Here is a 21,733-nt window from a genome sequence, read left to right as displayed (position 1 = left end):
AATGCGGATTCAAAAGGGGTAATGATTAATGTGAAGGTAGAAATGAAACATAGTATTAATGCTTATGATGTCGCAAGAAAAGCTGGTGTTTCCCAATCAACAGTTTCGCGGGTATTAAATAATTATCCGCATATTAAGGAAGATACGAAAAAAAAGGTTCTATCTGCCATTAAGGAACTTAATTTTACACGGGATGAGATTGCCAGGAGTTTAGCGGAAAAGAAGACAAGGACAATCGGCTTAATCATTGGTGATATTACAAATCCATTTTACGCTGAGACATCTAGCATTATTATGAAAAGAGCCAATGACCAAAATTATGATGTCATCATAAGCTACACTGATTATCAAAATGATAATCTGGATCAAGCCATTCAGACTCTTATTGGAAAAAGAGTGGATGGGATTATTATTGGTTCAATTAATCGGTCTAATAAAAAAATCAATGAACTATATCAATCTGGTTTTCCTATTATTTTATATAATAGCCCGGTGGATGATTATGAGCATGCCAATTTTGTTGTGCTAAATAATGAAAGAGGTGGTTATTTAGCGACAGAACACCTCATCAATCTCGGTCATCAAAGAATCGCATTTGTCTCGGGACCTGATCGATTTTTGAATCTTTATCAGCGGCACATAGGTTATGTTAATGCATTAAAAAAATATAATATTCCATATAATGAAAGTTTGGTTTATAAGGGTGAATTGACTTTCCAAGAAATTATCACTTTTGTTATTACACGTCTCTTTACTCACAATAGGCCAACTGCCATTTTTGCTGGTTCTGATCAAATCGCATTAGCGATAATGGATGCAGCAGCTAAGCAAGGGCTCAGAATGCCGGAAGATCTTTCTATCATAGGTTACGATAATATAAATTTTTCTGCCAACCATTTAATCAGTCTAACTACTGTTTCTCAAAATATCGTTACCATGGCTACTCTAGCATTGGAAAATCTGCTTCTATTAATTGAGGGAAATGAAGTGATGGAGAAATCTATTCAAATTGAATTAGCACCCGAACTCATTATTCGAAAGACCACAGGTCCTGTTTCCATTTTGACATAATTCCCGGCCCTTTATTACTTGATTCGTCAAGTTAGGGCTGGAATTTCTTAGAGCAGTATTAAAGGAAAAAATATTTTTTGATATTTTAATAGGAGTGTATGCGGATGGCTCAGTATTTAAAGGTTGGAAAAACGGTTGAAGAACTAGCTCAGTCAGAGGAGCAGGTATACCAAACAGTTAAGTCCATGATAGAAGAGGTAAAGAAAAATGGAGATAGTGCTGTAAGGGAGTTTTCTAAACGCTTAGACAAATGGGTACCTGAGAGTTTTCTACTATCTCAGGAACAAGTTAAGGAAATTATTAATTCTGTACCCGAGGAAACGATTAACGATATTAAATTTGCACAGGCTCAAGTAAAAAGGTTTGCAGAGGCACAAAAATCCTCGATTAGAGATATTGAAGTGGAAACATTACCAGGAATAACATTGGGTCATAAAAATATCCCAATTGATAGTGTAGGATGCTATATTCCTGGTGGAAGGTATCCGATGGTTGCTTCGGCACATATGAGCGTATTAACTGCAAAAGTGGCAGGAGTAAAACGGGTCATCGCATGTACGCCCCCGATTAATGGGGAAATTCCAGCTGCAACGATTGCAGCCATGTCACTGGCAGGTGCAGATGAAATATATATCCTTGGCGGAGTTCAGGCTTTAGCTGCAATGGCGATCGGTACAGAAACAATTGTACCGGTAGATATGATTGTCGGACCAGGAAATGCCTATGTGGCTGAAGCGAAACGCCAGCTTTTCGGAATAGTAGGCATTGATTTGCTGGCCGGACCAACTGAAACATTAGTAATCGCTGATGACAAAGCTGACCCTGAAATGATCGCCTGTGATATTCTTGGTCAAGCCGAACATGGCCCGACTTCCCCAGGAGCTTTAATTACCACCTCAGCCAGGATTGCCAAGGAAACCTTAATTGAAATAGAGCGGCAATTAAAAGTCCTGCCAACGGCTGACGTAGCAAGGGTTTCTTGGGAAGAAAACGGAATCATTATTGTTGTTGACACACTGGAAGAGGCTGTAGTTGAAGCTAATAAATTAGCATTTGAACATGTAGAAATACTTACTGAAAATCCTGACTATTTCTTAAGCAATCTGAAAAATTTCGGGGCATTGTTTTTAGGACCAGAAACGAATGTTGCGTATGGAGATAAGGTAATTGGAACAAACCATACCCTTCCAACGAAGGGGGCTGCACGTTACACAGGAGGACTTTGGGTTGGAAAATTCATTAAGACATGTACTTATCAAAAATGTACTCCAGAAGCGAGTGCTTATATTGGTGAATATGCTGCTCGTTTATGTGAATTAGAAAATTTCATGGGTCATCGTGAACAAGCATTACTTCGAGTTAGACGATATGGAAAGAAAACTGTGACAAGTTAATTTTTTATATAAAAATTTATGTAAGGGAGGAAAATAAATTTTGATAACGATAACAAAAGAAGAATATAAAAAGCGAGTCATTCGGTTCGAGGATTTGGTTTCTGACAAAGCGGCTTTTATTGATGCGAAAACTCCTGGTTCAGACAAAAAAGATAACTATACCATTATTGGACCTGGAGTATCAGAAAGCAGCAACAGGGTAATCAATTTAGAGGAAGCACATGGATTTAACTTTGGAGCGGCTGCTATGCCTCATGGAATAAAAAACTCGCTTCATTCTCACTTAACTGCAGAGGTTTTTATAGTTGCCAAAGGGACATGGCGCTTTTTCTGGGGGAATGATGGGACAGAAGGAGAGACTATTTTAAAAGAGGGAGACGTTTTCTCCATTCCTACTAAGATTTTCCGGGCATTCGAAAATATAGGATCTGACGACGGTTTCTTGTTTTGCATTTTAGGTGAAGATAACCCTGGAAAGGTTACCTGGGCTCCTCAAGTACTGCGTGCCGCTGAAGGATATGGACTAGTTTTGCTTGAGGATGGACGTTTAATTGATACGACAGCTGGCCAGGAAATTCCTGAAGATGCAAACGTAGTGATGCCGATCAGCAATGAAGAATTGGCTAAGGTTCCTAAAATAAACGCAGAAGAAATGAGCAAACATATATTTCGGTTCGAAAACCGGATTCCTTACGAAGAGTCATACTTGGATTGCCGACTTCCCGGTGGGGACAAAAAAAGCTATGGTTTGATTGGACCGGGCATGGCGGAGGCTGTCGAGCGTCCAACAATGCTAAACACTAAGCATTCTTTTACCTTCGAGTTAGTGGAATCTAAGGAGGGCAATGGTTTCCATCCATTCAAACAATCAACAAAGCAGGTCGTTTTCGTTCAAAGCGGTGAATGGAAGGTTTCTTTAGGAGATGGAGGAGAAGACGGGGAAGTGATACTACAAGCTAAGGACGTTATGTCTATTCCAGCCGATGTGATTCGACGTTTTGAAAGTGTTGGAAAGGAAACGGGATTCCTCTTTATTATTAACAGCGGGGATGAACGTCCCAAGCTTGAATGGGCACCTGAAGTGGTAAGCGCTGCCAGGGAAACCGGCTTATATCTAGATGAAAACAATAGGTTGCTTAAATTATAAATAAGTATTTATAAAATATGATCGTAACCCCAAGTTTTCTGTTTCAGATAACTTGAGGGTTGCGATTTTTTCAAAGACTAAGAGATTCGCAAGTTCCATAGTAACACCTTTATTCCTGAGATAGCAAGTAGATATAAGTGGAGGGAAAGACGTGGACTATTTTACAGACCTAAAGAGTCAAAAGGTGATTGTTACGGGTGGAAATAAAGGAATTGGAAAGGAAATTGCCCATTCTTTTGCCAAACTAGGAGCAACAGTCATCATTACGGGGCGGGAAGAATTTTCCCTTAAAGAAACAGCAGATCAATTAAAAGAATATAATCCCGATTGTTCCTATATTGCTTGTGATATGCAAGATATTAAGAGTATCAATTTAATGGTTGATGAAGCATATTCTCGGATGAGAGGCATTGATGTTCTTGTCAATAATGCAGGAATAAATATTCCGAAACCCGCGCTTGAAGTGACAGAAGAGGATTGGGATCGGGTACTGGACACTAATTTGAAAGGAGTGTTCTTTTGTTCCCAACAGACCGGGAAATATATGGTTTCCCAAAGAAAAGGGAAAATTATTAATATTGTTTCACAAATGGCTTTTGTTGGATATGTTAAACGAGCGTCCTACTGTTCTAGTAAAGGTGGAGCAGTTCAGCTTACGAAAGCATTGGCCATTGAATGGGCTCCTTATAATATAAAGGTTAATGCAGTTGCCCCAACCTTTATAGAGACCGATTTTACAAAAAAAATGTTTGAGGATCAAGACTTTTATCAAGATGTGATAAGCAGGATTCCACTGGGGAAAATGGCCCGCCCTTCTGATGTCACAGGATCGGTTCTATTTTTGGCTTCTGAAATGTCAGATTTTATCACGGGAGAGACCATTAGAGTTGATGGAGGATGGACAGCAATTTAAGGAGCTGAGGAGGTTCCAATGCTGATTCACACGATTTTATTAAAATATTATTTTCAAAGAATTGCTTCGGGGAGATTCTTGCTGATTCTTTTATTAGTTTCAGAAGATAAAATACATATTCAAGAAAGGGATAATGATGAGTAAAGAAGATTTAATTTTGCTTCCAGGGACACTGTGCACGGAAAGTCTTTGGAAATATCAAATAGAACAATTGTCAGATGTGGCGAATATCCAAGTTGGTGATTTGACACAGAACGATACAATCCAAGGGATGGCGGAATCGATATTAAGAGAAGCCCCATCAGAATTTTGCCTTGCTGGTCTGTCTATGGGCGGGATTGTTGCGATGGAATTAATGCGCCAAGCCCCTGAAAGGGTCAAGAGATTAGCTTTGCTGGATACCAACCCTACCCCTCCACACTCAGAACAGATCGCGGGCTGGGAAAATTTTATTGCCATGGCTAATAACGGACGATTTATGGATATTACCGAAAAGTATTTGCTGCCTGTTTTAATCCATCCTCATAGACAGAAGGATGATAATTTAGTTAAAACCATTATACAAATGGCTGAAGACATCGGACCTAATGCAATGAGCAGACAAATGAACGCACTTATGACTCGTCCGGATGTAAGGGAGCATTTATCCTCAATTAAATCTCCAACACTTGTTATTCTTGGACGCCAGGATGAACTTTGTTCCATTGAAATGCATGAATATCTTGCTTCTGTCATTCCTAATGCAAAACTCGCAGTTATTGAAAATTGTGGTCACTTATGTACGATGGAACGGCCTAAGGAGGTTACAACAGTTTTACGTGACTGGCTGATTAGTTAGGTAGAGTAAAAATCGTAATACAACACCTATAAATCGGAAATTTCCGTATTAACAATATTGATTAAAGGAGTGAATAAAGTGATTAACAAAGTGAAGGAAAAGATCAGGAATGGAGAAAAAGTACTGGGGGTTTTTCTTGGAATTTACTCACCCTCACTGATCGAGATGATTGGATATTCTGGATATGATTTTGTCGTAATTGATGATGAACATGGGGCATTTAGTCATTCGGAAATTGAAAACATGGTAAGGGCTGCAGAGTTGGTTGGTTTAGTCCCAATTATCAGGGTTTCTTATGATCCATCAAGCATTCAAAAGGCATTGGATCGAGGAGCAAAAGGTATTCAAGTACCTATGGTTAATACAAAAGAAGATGCGGAGCGGGTGGTGAAAAGAGCTAAATTTCCGCCGCATGGACAAAGGGGAGCCGCTTTTGCCATCCGGGCTGCACGTTTTGGAAGGGATGGTGGTGAATCCTATTTTATAGAAGCTGATGAGAATCTCCTAGTCAGTGTTCATATTGAAACACCAGAGGCTGTGAACAACTTTAAGGAAATTATGAGTGTGCCAGGTATAGACATGGCATTTATTGGATCCACTGATTTATCAGTCAGTATGGGATTTAAGGCAGAGGGAGCAAATCATCCTAAAGTAAAACAGTCAATCCATGAGTTGTTTAGAATCGCCAATGAGCATGGATTTAAGGTCGGAACCGTAGCAGCAAACTCAGCAGGAGCAGCGAAAAGTTTCGAAATGGGAGCCTGTTATGTAGGGATTACGGGACACTCGGTAATCATTAACGCTTTCGACCAAGTAGTAAATGAAACTAAGAATAACAGATGATAGATGGAGAATTACTAGTATTAGTTAACGACAACATCGAAGGGGTTGATACAATAAAAAATGGATTTCTCTGAGCTAATTTTGAAAAGAAATAGGATTGTCTAGGCAGATGCAATAAATTCAATATATATATTACTTGGTGCAAATGAAAAAGTGGTTATCCACGTTTGAACTATGTACCTTGGCTCTGCAATCTTTTTGGTTTAAAAGGCGACGATATATTTCTCCATCCTGAATAAGTAAATTATGTACAAAAATAGATGAGTCGTTAAAGCAGGTAAATCCAATCTAAGTTCGATAGTAAATTAGGCATTAAGGAAAAAAATGTATGTTCGCATGATTTAAAGGTTTTTAAATACTATTAGTTGCGAATCAAAAATTTCAATAAATCCCCTCGGAAGTATAACCAGATAAACGCCTTCACACAAAAATAATCTAAAAATCACTCAAAAATGCAAAAAACGCCTTCAAAAATCAAATTTGAAGGCGTTTTTTGACGTTTACGCTCAAAAAATGCCCTCAAATTTGAAAATTGGCGATTCGCTTTACCCCGCCAATCTCGATATCGTAGAAGTGCAAAGGATGCGGGCTTTCACCTAAATCCTGCGCAAAGGACAAGGTGATGAAAAGGTGTCATAAAGTATTCACATATTATTGAAAAACATATGACCATTTTCTTTATTTATTTATATATCAAGTATGAAGGAATTTTTTAAGAGAAAGGTAGTGGTTGAAGATGGCAAAGTTTAGAATGGTACGTACTGATTTTTGGAAGAATCCAATGGTATCAGAGGAGATGACTCCAGAGGACAAATTCTTCTGTCTTTATCTTCTTACGAATCCACATACGACTCAAACCGGAATCTTATCTATGGTGGGTTCTCAAAACCCTATCAATCTGTAACAGGTATAGCAGGATACACGTTACTATATAATTCCTACGGTAGCAATTGGTTGCTCATAAACAGTTTCATTCAAAAGAAGATGTATTAAGTGACGGTACGGATGTATTATCGGTAAAAAGAGTAGTGGATGGAGAAAAAAAGTAAGAGAAACGAATATTGGTAAAGAACTATTACAGGAGATTTCTATTTTGAATAGTTTGAAGGAATATCGTTATATGAATTAACAAAAAGGTAATAAAAGTAAAGCACATAAAAAACCATCCTTGCGATTTAGAAGGATGGATTTAACAATAGATAAATAGAGGCAATGGAACTTAAAGAAAAAGCAGGTAGTGAGCTGATAATAGCTCAAGTACCTGTTTTTTTAATTGAGAAAAAGAATGAACCTACGAGACCATGAAAAGGTGGCATCAGGGTTGTCTCTCTTTTTTGCTTTTTACATATTTTTTCACATACGCTAGAAGTACATCTGTTAAAAAATAGTAACGCTTTCAAGAAAAATGACGAATGAAACTTATGAAAATATTAAATAATGTTCGTATTTTGTGCGAGAATATCACTTGAACGAAGAGTAAATATGGGTTAATATAAGCAAAAAAACAAACAATAAGGGGTTGTGTAAGATGTTTGGTACACAGACAAAAAAAGTGTTGTTACTAGGTTCTGGTGAGCTTGGTAAAGAGACGATCATCGAGGCTCAGCGTTTAGGACTTGAGACCATAGCTGTAGACAGATATGAAAACGCTCCGGCAATGCAGGTGGCCCATCGTTCCTATGTGGTGGACATGCTGGATGGAGAAGAACTTCGCAGAGTGATCGAACAAGAGAAGCCGGATTTGGTAGTTCCTGAAATTGAGGCGATCGCAACAGAAACCTTAATCGGCCTTGAAAACGAAGGATTTCGTATTGTACCGACGGCTAAAGCTGTGAACTTGACCATGGATAGGGAAGGAATCCGACGCTTGGCAAGCGAGGAACTGGGGCTCCCTACAGCGAAATATGCTTTTGCGAACACATTAGAGGAATTAAGGGATGCTGTAGAAGAAATCGGGATTCCATGCGTGATTAAACCAATCATGAGTTCATCTGGAAAAGGGCAAACTGTTTGCCGTTCGATCGAGGATGTAGAATGGTCTTGGAACGAGGCTATTTTAGGTGGAAGAGCCAAAAAAACTCGGGTGATTGTCGAGGAATTTATCCATTTTGAATCGGAAGTTACACTACTAACAGTCCGTTCCATTTCAGGAACAACCTACTGTGCACCAATAGGACATGTTCAAAAAGATGGTGACTATATTGAATCATGGCAGCCGCATGACATGTCAACGGAACAAATCGCAAAAGCGCAGGATATCGCCAAAAAAGTCACTGATGCTCTTGGCGGGTACGGACTTTTTGGAGTTGAATTATTTCTTTCTCCACAAGGTGTTTATTTTAGTGAAGTGTCGCCACGGCCTCACGATACGGGGATGGTTACAATGGTAACTCAAGACCTATCCGAATTTGCCTTACATGTAAGAGCAATTTTAGGCTACCCGATTCCATATGTTCAGCTATTGAAACCTGGTGCAAGTCATACGATTAAAGCAACGAAGGAAAGCAATACCTACCAAATAGCTGGAATTTCTGAAAGCTTATCCATCCCAGATACACAGGTAAGGGTTTTTGGAAAACCAGAAACAAAAGTAGGACGACGTATGGCAGTAGTGTTAAGCAGCGGAGAATCAGTCGAAGAGGCAAGGCAGCGAGCCGTATTAGCAGCTTCCAAAATGATCGTTACTCACGACTAAGTACGATTTGAAATCAACTCACAGCTTGGAAATACAACTTGAAAAAGGGGACGGAAGGATGCAAACAAAAAATCGTTGGCTAATCGCTCTTTCAGCGGTTGGAATTCATATTTCAATTGGTTCAGTTTACGCCTAGAGTGTTTTTACAAAACCGCTGCAAGAACAGATGGGGTGGGGATTGAAGCAAATTTCGTTTACGTTTAGCTTGGCGATTCTATTTTTAGGTTTATCAGCAGCTTTTCTAGGGCACTTTGTCGAGAAGTTTGGACCGAGAGCGGCTGGTACACTTAGCGCTCTGTTTTTTGGAGCTGGAATTGCTGGGGCAGGTTTAGCCATTCATTTAGAATCATTGCTATTACTCTATTTATTTTACGGTATGATTGCAGGAATTGGGTTGGGGGTTGGTTACATCACACCTGTTTCCACGCTGGTAAAGTGGTCCCTGACAGGAGAGGTCTCGCAACTATTACATGTGGAATCGCGATTCTTTCTGTTGCCTCTCCAATGGCTCAAGAGTTAGCAGGGATGTCGGCTGCCGGAGCAGCGGCAATGGTTGGAATCATGGGGTTATTTAACGGATCAGGAAGGATAGCTTGGGCTTCCATTTCCGATTACATCGGAAGGCACAATGTTTACACACTATTTTTTGCTTTTTAAATCGTTGCCTTTTTTATGCTGCCAAATATAGTAGTGGGAATTCTTTTTTCGATCTTTGTTTATATGATCATGACCTGTTATGGAGGAGGATTCGCCTCTATACCTGCTTATATCGGCGATTTATTTGGAACTAAGCAGCTTGGAGCCATTCATGGCTACATTTTGACTGCATGGGCTTCAGCTGGTCTAGTAGGTCCAATCTTTGTATCCTGGGTCAGGGAGACCACCGGAAGCTATCAGGGGACTTTAGTCATTTTTTCAGGGATATTTGTCATAGCTCTAGCCGTTTAACTCCTCATTCGTCTAGATATTAGAAAATTAAGGACAAAGAGCGAAAATCCTATCATCAAAAATGCAGGGAATTTTTAACGTTCCAATCGATTTTCCATGTTAATCACATAAAGAAATGCACATTAAACTAGGGACCACAACAAAATGGTGTGGTCCCTTCTTTTTCATTTGCAAGACATCTATTTCAACTAAGTTTCACAATGGATAATGATGCAGCATTTATACTTCTGTTCTGTAAAATAGGTAATAGGGTGTCTGTAGCAGCTCCTATATTTCTAAGCTCAATGGTGGCCATTTTGGGAATATGGATAATTGCTTGTCCTACAAGCATTAGCGTAGCATTATTCACTTGCCTTGTTATCCCAAAGTTGGTTAGATGATCAGGAACCAAAGAATGATTCAAGAAAATTCCATATACCGAAGTTGAAGCAGGACCATCGATTAGCAAAGTATATTCAATCTTATAGTCTCCAGATTTTAAAACGGTTAAAGTACCATCATGAAGGGAAAATCTTATATTTTTTAATGAGCCATGTTTGTTAAAGTGGATATTCTCATTTGGATTTACTAGTATAGCCTCCGTACCTACCAGAGTAACATAACCATAGGCCGCTGAGGATCTCTTCCAGTTTCGATCCGACACTTTTAAATCACCACCTTTTCAATCTACTAATATATGATATTGGAGAATGTAAGAAATGATTGTACGATAATGAAACTGGAGATTTTTTTATTTCATTTGTGTGTTGGCCTCTACGTCCTTTAGAACGTATCAAGTGAAAGTGAACAGGATGTTTCAATCTTTCAGCCTTTTTTAATTCCCCACTGCTTATGTCACTATTTAATTTTCTTTGACTAATCCCATTCTCTTTAGAAATATTGATAATAATGAAGAAAAATTGTTGGGTGTTACAAAATGCATTTTTTCCATGCGTTGTTATTTTGTGGATCCATCATACTAAACCACTGCTAGCTTGGGTATTTTCTATTATGTGGCTTATTATTTTATGGAATATTTTTGATTTATCCCATAACTTGTTAAGTTTATGAATATAACCATCATCTCATCCATCACTTTACTAATTCTCATTTCTTTTTGTGTTACACCAAAAAAACTGCATATTAATCGTCCTATTAAGTTTAGCAATACCGAACATCATCGACCATACCATTGCTGCCATATCTCCTTATGATTTATATCGAATCAATGATTCGGAGAAGTATGAAGTGTTCGATATTGTATTAAGCGGAGTCTATGCTCCGTTTGGGTATCTCTGTGTGTATTTTTATGAATGGTTTAGACCCAAGAGAATGAAAATTGTCCTTTATATTCTAAGTTGGTCCCTCTTTGCGATTTGTTTTGAATTTGTCATTGTAAGATTGCATGTCTTTACATTTCACGGTTGGAAATTGGTGTATTCTTTCCCCACCTATTTGCTCGTTATTTCTTTATTCTTATCCTATTACTTCTTTTCCACCACAAGAAAAAGGTTGTAATGCGAACTTCATTATAAGAACACTTAAGTTGTATTTGTAAGCTAAACTACTAAAAAGTTTAGGTGTAGCGGTAGAAACTCCACTGCTAGAGAACGGTGGAGACAATTCTCCTATAGACTTGTTGGGTGATAAAACTGAGATCTAGAGGAACTTCACGGAAAAAGCAGGTAATGGGTGATAATAGCTCAGGTACCTGCTTTTTTAATATGGAAAAAATGATGGAACCTATGAGACGATAACTCATGTAGAACGGATCTTGGAATGCTCCTGTGGATTTGTACATAAATCTATATAGAGAATCATAAGACAGGTGGGTTGCAGATGGAAACCAATAATTTTAATAAAGAGCTGCATCACTATTACACAAAAATACGTGAGACGAATCATCCCTATTATTGGTACTGTTTGGCTAAAACGCAGGCAAGAGCCGGATTAACAAATGAAGCACTGCAAACAATTGATATGGCTTTGTCCTTTCCCAATCCTTATCCTTCAAAGCATAAGCTTTTTGAAATACGGGCGGGACTGCAATCAGCTGATTCAAGACAGATATATACTAATAGTCCAGCCATCGTAACAGTAAAGAGGGGTGATATTGACGGAGACGGGATAAAGGATAATGTTTATCTTACGGCATATAAAACTCCTGATAGTCCATTTTGGAAAGATATCACTTTGGTTGTCCAAAATGGGAGAACACACCACTATGATCACATCCATTTTAAAAATAACTCAGGATACAACCCCACACTTTTTCTAGGTGATTTGACAGGAAACAAGGGGGAAGATATTTTAGTGGTTATTGACACCGGAGGAAGCGCTGGCACGGTTTATGCGTATATCTTTTCTTATATGAACGGTCAAATAAGGCAAATATTTGATTCAGATGCATTCAATGATTCCTATAAGTACGATGTGACATATGAAAATCAATACAAAGCAATGGTAATCAGTTATCATCTCAGAGAAAAGTATATGCTTGACCTGGCTTATAAGGGGAAGGAATATTTATCGGAAATCTATAACCCCCAAGGTATATTAAAGGCTCCTATTAATGGGTGGGTGAACCCCTTGTCTGGTTTATACCCGATTGATTTTAACAGGGATAATAGATATGAACTCGAAGCGTATCAAAGGATAGCTGGCAGGTACAATGCGGATAGTCTGGGATATGTACAAACTGTATTGAAATGGAATGGTCAGGAGTTTGGTCCTGACAGACAGACGGTGGCCACCTTTGGTGGGGAGATGTAGGTAGCTTTGGAAATTCTTCCTTCTTCGTCCAGCGGGTGACTCCCTTTCCACCAAGGACGGTAGAATGATTGGAGGCCAAGGTCCAACGAACATACTTGATGGAGGAACGAACAAGGAAACTGTCCATAAGTCGACTGTAAATGTAATCCGCAAGCCAGTGTCCATAAGGGGGAACCTGTGAGATGTTTTAGTGGTATACACTCCCTTTATGAAAAGAAGATGCCCCAATCTACTTGTAAGGTAATCAATCGTTAAAAAAACGACAAGTACGATGCACTTGTTTGTTTTTTTATTTCTAGAGGCTTTTCTTATGTTGGTGTCTGAAGATTAACTGATCTAAGAACGAGGCTAAAAGGATCCCCACCGTATAGCGAATAAGATCCACCGTTAGAAAGCCCTTGCCTAACACCAGTGCACCGAACCATGTACTGCGAATCTGATTGATCCAGTCTGCCTGATACAATTGAGAAAATTCAATACTAAAGCTAAACAATAAACTGAACAAAATGCTTTGGAGGATGTGCTTCCTTGCAAGCAGGAAGCGAAAGCCAAAATAGACCATCATAGCCCACAGTGCATCACCGGCATTCTCCGCTAGAAATAAAGGCAGATATGGACTGTATTTTCGAGAAGCAACCCCTAAAAAAATAACAGCCACAGCATAGATAAGATAGGTTTTCCTCAAGTTACCTGTAACTTCATTATTAGATAAAAATTTAGCAGCCAATTGAATCATTCTTTAAAGAAATTATTTTGTCTACTATTATATCAGAAAGTTTAGCTAAAGAATGGTTTCATACTAACGTTCTATATTAATAGGAGTGAATGTATAAGGCAAAGGTAAGGGTAATGTATTAATGGTGCATTTATTTACCAGCAATATTTTTTTTATAAACATTGAACATTAAAAAATAAATATTTCCTTTATGAAATGTAAGAGGTGAGGTGTAAAATGACTTGTAGTGATGAAATTAAAGTAAAAGTAGAGGAGATTGATCGTGAGATAAAATCTCTTCAAGAAGATTTGTCGGACGCTGATTGGAGTGAAAGACATGCAATAATCGCAATGATAAATGCTCTTCGGGGACAAAAGGAGAGTCTATTGAGGTCATGTGATTCACCCGACAAACCGAATCCAGTACCAGAACATTCAATTCCTTCCCATCTTCGGGTTTGTGTTCCTATTTGTGTTTATTATACCCAAGCGGCAATGGATACAATGGATGCTGAAAAAAAAATTGATCCAAGATATTACATTGTGTAGGACAGCATGGGATTATATACTGGCTCATGAAATAGGGCATTTGTTATTCTATAAATTAGACCCAAAAGGCGTTCCCATTACCTTAGAACCTGATAAGAGTAATTTAGATACAAAACCCGACTGAACTACAGATGTTGCTCATCATAGGAATGTTAATAATCTAATGCATCACACGTTTTCGAACATCACTCCTCCTGGGACTACGCCGTTTCTGAACGATATTCAGAAGACGGCGGCTCGAAACAATCTGTTTCAAAATTCAATTTGTGTGAGATAAAGTTAATTTAAATCTTCGTATTGAACGGTTTAGAATCACTGATTCTTCCGAAGGTAAGGATTTTAAATGGAAACAAGAGAAAGGAAAAAAAGAAAACATATCTCCTGAGCGTGTTTGGTATCAGGGTAGCCTTTTTTTGCTGAACAGACCAGAGGCCAGCGCAAAAGTGGTGTAGATCGCACAAGAAAGAACCATCGATACGATCATCATTGAAAAAAATGAGGGTTGGAAGATGGAAGTTGATAGGCAAAAGACTAGTAAACAAACCCTCATACAAATCCCATATGCCACTTTCATAGTTATGATTCAATACGATAATCGCCTTCACACAAAAATAACCTAAAAATCACTCAAAAATGCAAAAAACGCCTTCAAAAATCAAATTTGAAGGCGTTTTTTGACGTTTACACTCAAAAAATGCCCTCAAATTTGAAAATTGGAGTTTCGCTTTACCCCGCCAATCTCGATATTGTAGAAGTGCAAAGGATGCGGGCTTTCACCTAAATCCCTCGCAAAGGACAAGGTGATGAAAAGGTGTCATAAAGTATTCACATATTATTGAAAAACATATGACCATTTTCTTCATTTAATTATATATCAAGTATGAAGGAATTTTTTAGGAGAAAGGTAGTGGTTGAAGATGGCAAAGTTTAGATTGGTACGTACTGATTTTTGGAAGAATCCAATGGTATCAGAGGAGATGACTCCAGAGGACAAATTTTTTTGTCTTTATCTTCTTACGAATCCACAAACGACTCAAATTGGAATCTATAAGATTACCAAAAAACAAATGGCTTTTGATTTGGGTTATTCGATTGAGAGTGTTCACTCGTTAATGGAACGATTCATCGTGCATCATAAGCTGATTCGTTACAATCCTGAAACGAGAGAACTCGCGATTCAAAACTGGGGGAAATATAACCTGGATAAAGGCGGGAAACCGTTCATGGATTGTATATCTTCCGAGTTAAAGGATGTGGAGGATCTCTCACTGATTCAATATGTTTCTAAGGCGATTCAAAAACAGGAAATTCGCAGTCTATTTGAATCACTTTGTGAACAAGAAGAACTGGTTTTCGGCAAGGAAGTTAGCGGCCAAGATGAAAATGATACATATCTAGAACCTGAATGTGGAGAGCTTGACGATACGTTGACGCATCGTGATACGAGAAGGGGGCAAAAAGAAGAAGAAAATAAAAAAGATAATAAAAAAGAAAAACAACAACAAGAAGTTTTTATTCCAAATATAGAGAAAAATCCAGACACAGAAAATAATCAAAAAGATGTAGATGTAAAAGAAATTGTTGAGTTTTGGGACAACAATGGATTTGGTTTTTCGAACGTGAATGCGAAAGATCAGCTGTTAGTTTGGTTAGAGGATTCTAGCTTTTTACAGCCGAAAGAGGTGATTTTAAAAGCGATGAATATTGCCTGTGTCAATAACAAGCGAAGGCTGAGTTATGTGGTTGGGATTCTGAAAAACTGGGTAAATGACTCCTTACTGACCGTAGAAGAAATTGATTCCTTTTATGAGAGTCAAAATTCTGCACTAAAGCATAGGAAACCAACCGAATCGTTTCCTACCGGAAGGGCTATTCCAAGTGGATTTAAACTTGATCTTACGGCAGGTGAAGAGTGATGAGTATCGCAGAAAAAGCGTTCTTAGGAAGCTTGATGAAGGCGGAGTACTTACTCCAAGATACCGTCATTTGAACAGCTAGAAAGTACACGGCATAAAGAAATCATGCGAAGAATGGTGGAGTTAAAACGGGCGGGTAAGAATGTTGATTTAATCACATGGACAACCTTACCAGACCTCGATTCATTAGGAGGGGGATGTCTTACCTATCGGAGCTGTTATCATACGCGGATCTGGAGAAATTTGACGGTACGGAGAAGCTCATTCTCGATCTGTGGAAGGAACGAGAAAAGAGAAACATCTTGACGCTTGCAGCCTTGAATGATTGGGAGATTGCGAAAGTCATTACCGAATTGGATAAAATTAACCAAGTGAGAATGGAGGATCACACGTCCTTACAACAAGCATTGGTAGAAATCTATGAGGCACCCTGGGAAGATCGAATAAGCCAGAAAAGTGTAACAACGGGGATCAACAAGCTCGACGAAGTGACGGGAGGCTTTCAGGGAGGGGAAGTGACGATTCTAGCAGCGGGACCATCGATGGGAAAAACCGACGTAATGCTTCATTTTGCCAAAATGACGGGTTGGGCCGGGTTTCTGCCACTCGTATTTTCCTTAGAAATGCCTGAAAAGCTGATAACTTCGCGGTTAATGGCTTCGACCGGGGGCTTTAACCGTGCAAAAATGCGGGATCCGAAAAGAATGCTAACTGAAAATCAAAAGAATAAATGGTGGGATGTAATTGGTGATCTCACGGAAACCCATATGCAAATTTTTGATGGGGCGGGACAAACCATTGCCGAAATGAGAGCGAAAACGCGAAAAATGATGAATCAATTTCCATACAAGAAACCAATCCTTTTTATCGATTACTTAACACTGATCCATTCAGGCCAATTTTACGGAGGGAATTACCATTTACAAGTAACGGAAATTTCCAAATCCCTGAAAACGATGGCGAAGGATTTTGATTGCCCCGTCATTTGTTTGCGCAATTAGTCAGGCACCATATTTCTATTCAAATAGTTCTTTAGTTATTTGAATAAATAATTGGACGACACGAGAGGCATCCTTTATGGAAGGTAAGCCTAAGGCAATATGTCTGTTAAGGTTTGTTTCTAATGGCCGGATGTTCGATTTGGGAAAAGAAAGATTTTTCAATGAGAGCTCAGGCAGGATAAGCACCCCCCAATCCTTCTTTAATGTATTTAGTTTAGATGTATTATATTTCATGTAAGTATTATTTTATTGATTGCTGGTGTACTAGTCGGTTTTGGATATGGAACTTATATGTCCAGCGCTCAGACTGTTGCAGTCCAATCTGCACCTGCTCATCGTCATGGGGAGCAGGGGGTTTGGAAATATTAAAATGGTTAATGCTCGGAAGTGTTAGTCAGAAAGTTTCCCAGCTATCGCATTGTCCTGTTTTGATCATCAAGTAATAGTAGCAGGGCAGCCTTTATTAAAGGTTAGCCTTTTTTTGCTGAACAGACCAGAGGCCAGCGCAAAAGTGGTGGAAGGTATTCTTTTTATAACAAGCATTTATGTGGAAAGGATTTATTTTCTTTACCGTTCGTTCTCAATATGTTATATTGACGATGGGAGGAGGAAAATAGAATGGCAAGAAGTAAAGAATTCGAAGAGAACGTAGTATTAGACAAGGCGATGAAGCTCTTTTGGGCACAAGGTTATGAGAAGACATCCTTGACCGATCTGGTCGAGCATATGGGAATCCATCGCAGAAGTTTGTATGACACATTTGGCGACAAACATACGCTGTTTTTGAAAGCTATGGATCGATTTCGCGATAAAGTCAGTGCTGAGCTTACGGGAGAAGTTAAACGCTCCAAGACTGCAGCAGAGGCTATTCAGTTTATTTTTAGTTTCATGATAAATGGTGAAGAGAACTCGCCTTCAGGCTGTTTAATGGTGAATTCGGCGGTGGAATTGGCAATGCGCGATGCCGATGTGGATTCAAAGTCCACTGAATCGTTCACACTATCAGAGCAGCTACTCAAGGATATTATTCTGTGGGGGCAGGAGGAGGGAGAATTTACCTCAGATTACGATGCCGGCGAACTGGCGGAGCATCTGCATACCGTATGTGTTGGGTTAAGGGTAATGACAAGAACCTCCATTCCCAAAGAAAAACTACACCGTATAGCCAATTTATCCATAAAACTTTTAGATAAATAATTATTTTATTCTTAGAATTATAGTTCCTATATGAGTAAGTCTGAGCTGTAGTAAAGCTTACTCCTAAGAAGATATCATTGCTTATGCATTTTTTAGAATGATCGTTCTCGTATGTGAGTCTTTCCTTGCTTAAGCTCTCTCCATGAAGGGATCATTCTTTTGTGTTTTTTAGAATGGTCGTTCTCGTATATGAGTCTTGCCTTACTTAAAGCTCTCTCCATGAAGGGATCATTCTTTTGTGCTTTTTAGAATGACCATTCCCATATAGCGAGACTTGCCTATGTCCAAAACTTCTCCTTAAGGAAATCATTACTTGCGTAGTTTTGAGGAGGAAGACATTTTGTTGTACCAAAATTAAATAATAAAAGGAGCACATAAAAATGAAAATTTCTGAACAAGTAGCATTTGTCACCGGCGCGAACCGAGGTTTTGGACGCCATTTAGCACTTGAACTTCTATCCAGAGGGGCTAAGGTTTATGCTGGTGCAAGAAATCCTGAGTCCATTGACATTCCCGGTGTAATTCCTGTAAAGCTTGATATTACTAACCCTCAAGAGGTAGCTGCAGCCGCTATGGTCGCTAAGGATGTTACGATTTTGATCAACAATGCAGGATCGTCTACAGGTGCTTCTTTGATTGACGGTGATCTCGATAAAATACATTTGGAGTTTAATACGCATTTCTTTGGCACACTTTCCATGGTTCGTACTTTTGCACCGATTCTAGCAATTAATGGGGGAGGATCGATTCTGAATATTCTCTCCGCATTATCTTGGGTTAGTTCGGGAACTTTTGGCTCTTATACGGCTGCAAAGGCGGCAGAGTGGGCATTGACGAACGACCTACGTTTAAATCTCTATCCTCAAAATGTGAGAGTAGCTGGATTACATGTAGGCTTCATGGAGACAGACATGACGTCGAGCTTAGAAGTTCCCAAATCCAACCCTGAGGATATCGCAAAAATTGCTATTGATGGATTAGAATCCGACAGCTTTGAAATTGTTGCTGATGACGTGAGCCGAAAGATCCAAAGAGATTTTGCCGGGGGTGTAACTGCGATATACCCACATCTCTCCTAAATACAAATTCACTAATACAGTGATTTGTCCAAGATTTCAAACAAAAGGTAAAAGGACACACGTATACAACGGGTAACATAATTTGAAGAGGAGTGTACAAAAATGGATAAATTGTGGAGCAAAACGAAAATTGGAAATTTGGAATTACCTCATCGTTTAGCGATGGCACCAATGACACGTAGTAGAGCGCAAGAAGATGGTACACCGGGAGAACTAAGTTCCCTTTATTATGCTCAAAGAGCATCTATGGGATTAATTATTAGTGAAGGTACACAACCTTCTGATGATGGACAAGGTTACTTATCGTCACCTGGCATCTATACTGAAAAGCATATTGAAGGGTGGAAAAAGGTTACGGATGCGGTGCATGAAGCAGGTGGATTTATGTATATCCAATTAATGCATGTCGGTCGTATGTCGCACCCTGACAATACATCACATCATCGTCAAGCAGTTGCGCCATCTGCGATCGCACCCGGTGTAGAAATGTTTACTGCTAAAGGGATGCAGGAAATACCCGTTCCACGTGAGTTAAGTGAAGAAGATATTCAAACGACAATTGCAGACTTCCGAAAAGCAGCATCTGCAGCTATTGAAGCAGGAGCTGATGGCGTTGAAATTCATGGAGCAAATGGTTATCTAATTAATCAATTTATCGGAGTAAATTCTAATAAACGAACGGATAAATACGGTGGATCAATAGAGAATCGTGCTCGCTTTGCTATCGAAATAACGAAAGCAATCGTTGAAGAAATTGGAGCAGAAAGAACAGGCTTTCGTATTTCACCAGGGACACCTCTTGGTGGGATTGAAGAAGGTGAACAAGGTCCTGTAGTTTATCTCCATCTTGTAAAAGAATTAGCTCAATTCAATTTAGCTTACCTTCATGTTATGCATTTAGGAAACGAAACACTGCTCCATGAAATTCGTTCAATTTGGTCAAATCCATTATTAGTCAATCGAGCTGGTCGAGCTCTAGAAGATATTAGTGTAGATATTGATAATGGCGTTGCTGATATGGTACCAGTCGGTGTATGGTCATTAGCTAATCCGGATTTAGTAGAACGTCTCAAAAAAGGGTTTCCTTTGAATGAAGCATACCGTACAACATTCTTTGGTGGTAACGGAAGCGTGGGTTATACGGATTATCCTACGATGAAAGAATTAAAATCTCAAGAGGGGTAAGTATAGCTTATAGGGTGAAGAATGGCGTACAACTGAAAAATTGTACGCCATTCTTTCATCAGAATTAGACATTGTGGGAAACAGCTGTCTTGGTAATTAATATAATAAAAGTTTGTGCCGTTTTTTGGCTCAACTTGAAAATCAGTGCTTGACGCATGAATTACGTGTATTTGCATGCGTTTGGTGCATTCTTGGGCTATACCCTTCATGCACTGGTTTTTGTTTTGAGTCACCTACATTCAACGCTAGAGATTGCATTTCATGAAAAGCCACCAAAACATTGTAAAGGAGGAGGAAGAAAAAATGAGAGCTGCTCAAATGCAGAAATATTCAAAAGAAGTTCAAGTGGAATTGAATGATGTTAAAATACCAGAAGTTAATAGCCGGGAGGTACTCGTTAAAGTAAAAGCAGCAGGTGTTAATCCATTAGATATCCTTATTTTAAATGGAAGTATTCGAATGATTTCTGATTATGATTTACCATTAACTTTAGGAAATGAACTATCTGGCGTTATTGAGGCTGTAGGAAAAGATGTTGAGAACTTCCACGTTGGTGACCACATTTATGCGAGGTTGCCAGTTAATCAAATTGGAGCTTTTGCTGAATATGCGGCCGTCAATGAAGATGCTATATCCATAATGCCTAAAAATCTATCCTTTATTGAAGCAGCCGCTGTTCCTCTAACTGCTTTGACTGCTTATCAAGCATTAAATGACGTACTCAATGCTCAGCCTAACAAAAAGTTATTTATCCCTGGAGGAACCGGTGGCTTTGGTGCTATGGCAATCCCCATCGCCAAATCAATGGGGTTATATGTTATAACAAGCGGCAGTGAAAGAGGTAGATCACGTACACTGTCGATTGGCGCTGATAGATTCATAAATTATCATGAGGAAAACTATGCCAACATTTTATATGATATAGATTATGTTATCGACACCTTGGGAGCAAAAGAGATAAAAGCAGAACTTGGTATCTTAAAACCTCAAGGAAAGTTAGTATCATTAAAAGCCGTACCTAATTATCGCTTTGCGGTTGACAATAATTTTCCAATGTGGAAAAAATTATTGTTTGGTTTAGTGGGTGCTCGTGTAGATTTTTTAGCACGTAAACGTAAAAATGAATATCACTTTTTATTCGTACACGCCAATGGCAGTCAATTACAAAGAATCACTAATCTTGTTGAAAAAGAAAATATCACGCCCTCTATTGATTCAATTTATAATTTTAATGACATTAACAAAGCATTAATAAAAGTTTCTACTGGACACTCACAAGGCAAAGTTATTGTAACCTTCTAATCTAAAATTTAAGTACGTGGAAGAACTCTTGTTAAACTATAAGGTGCTTTCCTTTTATAGATCTAGCTGCCAATAGGGTAGCTTTTTATTTATGTCGCAAACGGGGAAGCATTCCTGTAATGAATAAAATCAATTCAATACGAAATGGATCACAACAGAAAAAATTATTTTATTGACCTTCTTTGGAAA

General features: G+C 38.8%; 19 protein-coding genes and 3 pseudogenes. 20 read left to right on the top strand and 2 right to left on the bottom strand.

Translation table 11 applies throughout. The annotated features are described in order from the left end of the window. Positions 1-21: 21 nt before the first annotated feature. The 11 genes and pseudogenes from J7E63_RS16880 to J7E63_RS16835 form a co-directional block, all read left to right on the top strand. Complete coding sequence (locus J7E63_RS16880) at positions 22-1,071, top strand: LacI family DNA-binding transcriptional regulator (protein ID WP_215014465.1); 1,050 nt, start codon at positions 22-24, stop codon at positions 1,069-1,071. Between the two features lie 104 nt (positions 1,072-1,175). Then, positions 1,176-2,465, top strand: coding sequence for a histidinol dehydrogenase (hisD, locus tag J7E63_RS16875; protein WP_215014463.1), 1,290 nt, complete (start codon positions 1,176-1,178; stop codon positions 2,463-2,465). A 40-nt stretch (positions 2,466-2,505) separates the two neighbouring features. Continuing rightward, positions 2,506-3,612 carry a cupin domain-containing protein gene (locus J7E63_RS16870; protein ID WP_215014461.1) on the top strand — a complete coding sequence of 369 codons (1,107 nt, stop codon included), beginning with the start codon at positions 2,506-2,508 and terminating at the stop codon, positions 3,610-3,612. 151 nt (positions 3,613-3,763) lie between these two features. Beyond that, a complete protein-coding gene (locus J7E63_RS16865; protein ID WP_215014459.1) occupies positions 3,764-4,525 on the top strand; it encodes an SDR family NAD(P)-dependent oxidoreductase in 762 nt (253 codons plus the stop codon). A gap of 18 nt (positions 4,526-4,543) precedes the next feature. Further along, on the top strand, positions 4,544-4,669 hold the full coding sequence (locus J7E63_RS30190; protein ID WP_285289945.1) for a hypothetical protein: 126 nt from the start codon (positions 4,544-4,546) through the stop codon (positions 4,667-4,669). Further along, entirely contained in the window at positions 4,659-5,363 is a 705-nt protein-coding gene (locus tag J7E63_RS16860; protein WP_251033577.1) for an alpha/beta fold hydrolase, read from the top strand. The genes J7E63_RS30190 and J7E63_RS16860 overlap by 11 nt, the downstream gene beginning before the upstream one ends. A gap of 78 nt (positions 5,364-5,441) precedes the next feature. Beyond that, the gene (locus tag J7E63_RS16855; RefSeq protein ID WP_215014457.1) at positions 5,442-6,206 is read left to right on the top strand and encodes an HpcH/HpaI aldolase family protein; all 765 of its coding nucleotides are present in this window, start codon (positions 5,442-5,444) and stop codon (positions 6,204-6,206) included. Positions 6,207-6,942: 736 nt separating this feature from the next. Continuing rightward, positions 6,943-7,110, top strand: coding sequence for a hypothetical protein (locus J7E63_RS16850; protein WP_374193748.1), 168 nt, complete (start codon positions 6,943-6,945; stop codon positions 7,108-7,110). Then, positions 7,071-7,335, top strand: a pseudogene (locus J7E63_RS16845) (fructose-bisphosphatase class III); the annotation flags it as partial. The gene J7E63_RS16850 and the pseudogene J7E63_RS16845, both read left to right, overlap by 40 nt. Before the next feature lie 399 nt (positions 7,336-7,734). Next, a complete protein-coding gene (gene purT / locus J7E63_RS16840; RefSeq protein WP_215014455.1) occupies positions 7,735-8,901 on the top strand; it encodes a phosphoribosylglycinamide formyltransferase 2 in 1,167 nt (388 codons plus the stop codon). A gap of 58 nt (positions 8,902-8,959) precedes the next feature. Continuing rightward, positions 8,960-9,846, top strand: a pseudogene (locus J7E63_RS16835) (MFS transporter); the annotation flags it as partial. 187 nt (positions 9,847-10,033) lie between these two features. Here J7E63_RS16835 and J7E63_RS16830 read toward each other — a convergent pair. Continuing rightward, positions 10,034-10,492, bottom strand: coding sequence for a hypothetical protein (locus tag J7E63_RS16830; RefSeq protein WP_215014453.1), 459 nt, complete (start codon positions 10,490-10,492; stop codon positions 10,034-10,036). Positions 10,493-11,667: 1,175 nt separating this feature from the next. Between J7E63_RS16830 and J7E63_RS16825 the strand changes: the two genes are divergently transcribed. Beyond that, entirely contained in the window at positions 11,668-12,600 is a 933-nt protein-coding gene (locus J7E63_RS16825) for a VCBS repeat-containing protein (RefSeq protein WP_251033576.1), read from the top strand. 295 nt (positions 12,601-12,895) lie between these two features. Here the strand turns inward: J7E63_RS16825 and J7E63_RS16820 are convergent, their stop codons facing one another. Beyond that, positions 12,896-13,285 (bottom strand): ribosomal maturation YjgA family protein, encoded by a 390-nt coding sequence (locus J7E63_RS16820; RefSeq protein WP_308161966.1) that lies wholly within the window; start codon positions 13,283-13,285, stop codon positions 12,896-12,898. A 267-nt stretch (positions 13,286-13,552) separates the two neighbouring features. On the opposite strand from J7E63_RS16820, the gene J7E63_RS16815 reads away from it, so the two are divergent. The 8 genes and pseudogenes from J7E63_RS16815 to J7E63_RS16785 all read left to right on the top strand — a co-directional run bounded on the left by J7E63_RS16815 (position 13,553) and on the right by J7E63_RS16785 (position 21,544). Next, on the top strand, positions 13,553-13,864 hold the full coding sequence (locus J7E63_RS16815; protein ID WP_215014450.1) for a hypothetical protein: 312 nt from the start codon (positions 13,553-13,555) through the stop codon (positions 13,862-13,864). 917 nt (positions 13,865-14,781) lie between these two features. Further along, positions 14,782-15,780: a DnaD domain protein gene (locus tag J7E63_RS16810; protein WP_251033586.1), complete on the top strand. Its 999-nt coding sequence runs from the start codon at positions 14,782-14,784 to the stop codon at positions 15,778-15,780. A 197-nt stretch (positions 15,781-15,977) separates the two neighbouring features. Continuing rightward, positions 15,978-16,781, top strand: coding sequence for a DnaB-like helicase C-terminal domain-containing protein (locus J7E63_RS16805; protein ID WP_215014448.1), 804 nt, complete (start codon positions 15,978-15,980; stop codon positions 16,779-16,781). Between the two features lie 331 nt (positions 16,782-17,112). Then, a pseudogene (locus J7E63_RS30350) lies at positions 17,113-17,224 on the top strand (universal stress protein); the annotation flags it as partial. A 175-nt stretch (positions 17,225-17,399) separates the two neighbouring features. Then, positions 17,400-17,978, top strand: coding sequence for a TetR/AcrR family transcriptional regulator (locus J7E63_RS16800; protein ID WP_215014446.1), 579 nt, complete (start codon positions 17,400-17,402; stop codon positions 17,976-17,978). A gap of 380 nt (positions 17,979-18,358) precedes the next feature. Continuing rightward, complete coding sequence (locus tag J7E63_RS16795; protein WP_215014444.1) at positions 18,359-19,057, top strand: SDR family oxidoreductase; 699 nt, start codon at positions 18,359-18,361, stop codon at positions 19,055-19,057. Positions 19,058-19,159: 102 nt separating this feature from the next. Next, entirely contained in the window at positions 19,160-20,242 is a 1,083-nt protein-coding gene (locus J7E63_RS16790) for an alkene reductase (protein ID WP_215014442.1), read from the top strand. Positions 20,243-20,545: 303 nt separating this feature from the next. Then, positions 20,546-21,544 carry an NADP-dependent oxidoreductase gene (locus J7E63_RS16785; RefSeq protein WP_215014440.1) on the top strand — a complete coding sequence of 333 codons (999 nt, stop codon included), beginning with the start codon at positions 20,546-20,548 and terminating at the stop codon, positions 21,542-21,544. The last annotated feature ends 189 nt before the right edge of the window (positions 21,545-21,733 follow it).

This window comes from Bacillus sp. ISL-75 (assembly GCF_018613095.1).
This window is presented reverse-complemented; position numbering and strand designations above follow the sequence as displayed.

Coding starts and splice junctions, on each gene's coding strand:
- J7E63_RS16880 (WP_215014465.1), top strand. CDS start 22: ATGATTAATGTGAAGGTAGAAATGAAACATAGTATTAATGCTTATGAT.
- hisD (WP_215014463.1), top strand. CDS start 1,176: ATGGCTCAGTATTTAAAGGTTGGAAAAACGGTTGAAGAACTAGCTCAG.
- J7E63_RS30190 (WP_285289945.1), top strand. CDS start 4,544: ATGCTGATTCACACGATTTTATTAAAATATTATTTTCAAAGAATTGCT.
- J7E63_RS16860 (WP_251033577.1), top strand. CDS start 4,659: ATGATGAGTAAAGAAGATTTAATTTTGCTTCCAGGGACACTGTGCACG.
- J7E63_RS16850 (WP_374193748.1), top strand. CDS start 6,943: ATGGCAAAGTTTAGAATGGTACGTACTGATTTTTGGAAGAATCCAATG.
- purT (WP_215014455.1), top strand. CDS start 7,735: ATGTTTGGTACACAGACAAAAAAAGTGTTGTTACTAGGTTCTGGTGAG.
- J7E63_RS16825 (WP_251033576.1), top strand. CDS start 11,668: ATGGAAACCAATAATTTTAATAAAGAGCTGCATCACTATTACACAAAA.
- J7E63_RS16815 (WP_215014450.1), top strand. CDS start 13,553: ATGACTTGTAGTGATGAAATTAAAGTAAAAGTAGAGGAGATTGATCGT.
- J7E63_RS16810 (WP_251033586.1), top strand. CDS start 14,782: ATGGCAAAGTTTAGATTGGTACGTACTGATTTTTGGAAGAATCCAATG.
- J7E63_RS16805 (WP_215014448.1), top strand. CDS start 15,978: ATGTCTTACCTATCGGAGCTGTTATCATACGCGGATCTGGAGAAATTT.
- J7E63_RS16800 (WP_215014446.1), top strand. CDS start 17,400: ATGGCAAGAAGTAAAGAATTCGAAGAGAACGTAGTATTAGACAAGGCG.
- J7E63_RS16795 (WP_215014444.1), top strand. CDS start 18,359: ATGAAAATTTCTGAACAAGTAGCATTTGTCACCGGCGCGAACCGAGGT.
- J7E63_RS16790 (WP_215014442.1), top strand. CDS start 19,160: ATGGATAAATTGTGGAGCAAAACGAAAATTGGAAATTTGGAATTACCT.
- J7E63_RS16785 (WP_215014440.1), top strand. CDS start 20,546: ATGAGAGCTGCTCAAATGCAGAAATATTCAAAAGAAGTTCAAGTGGAA.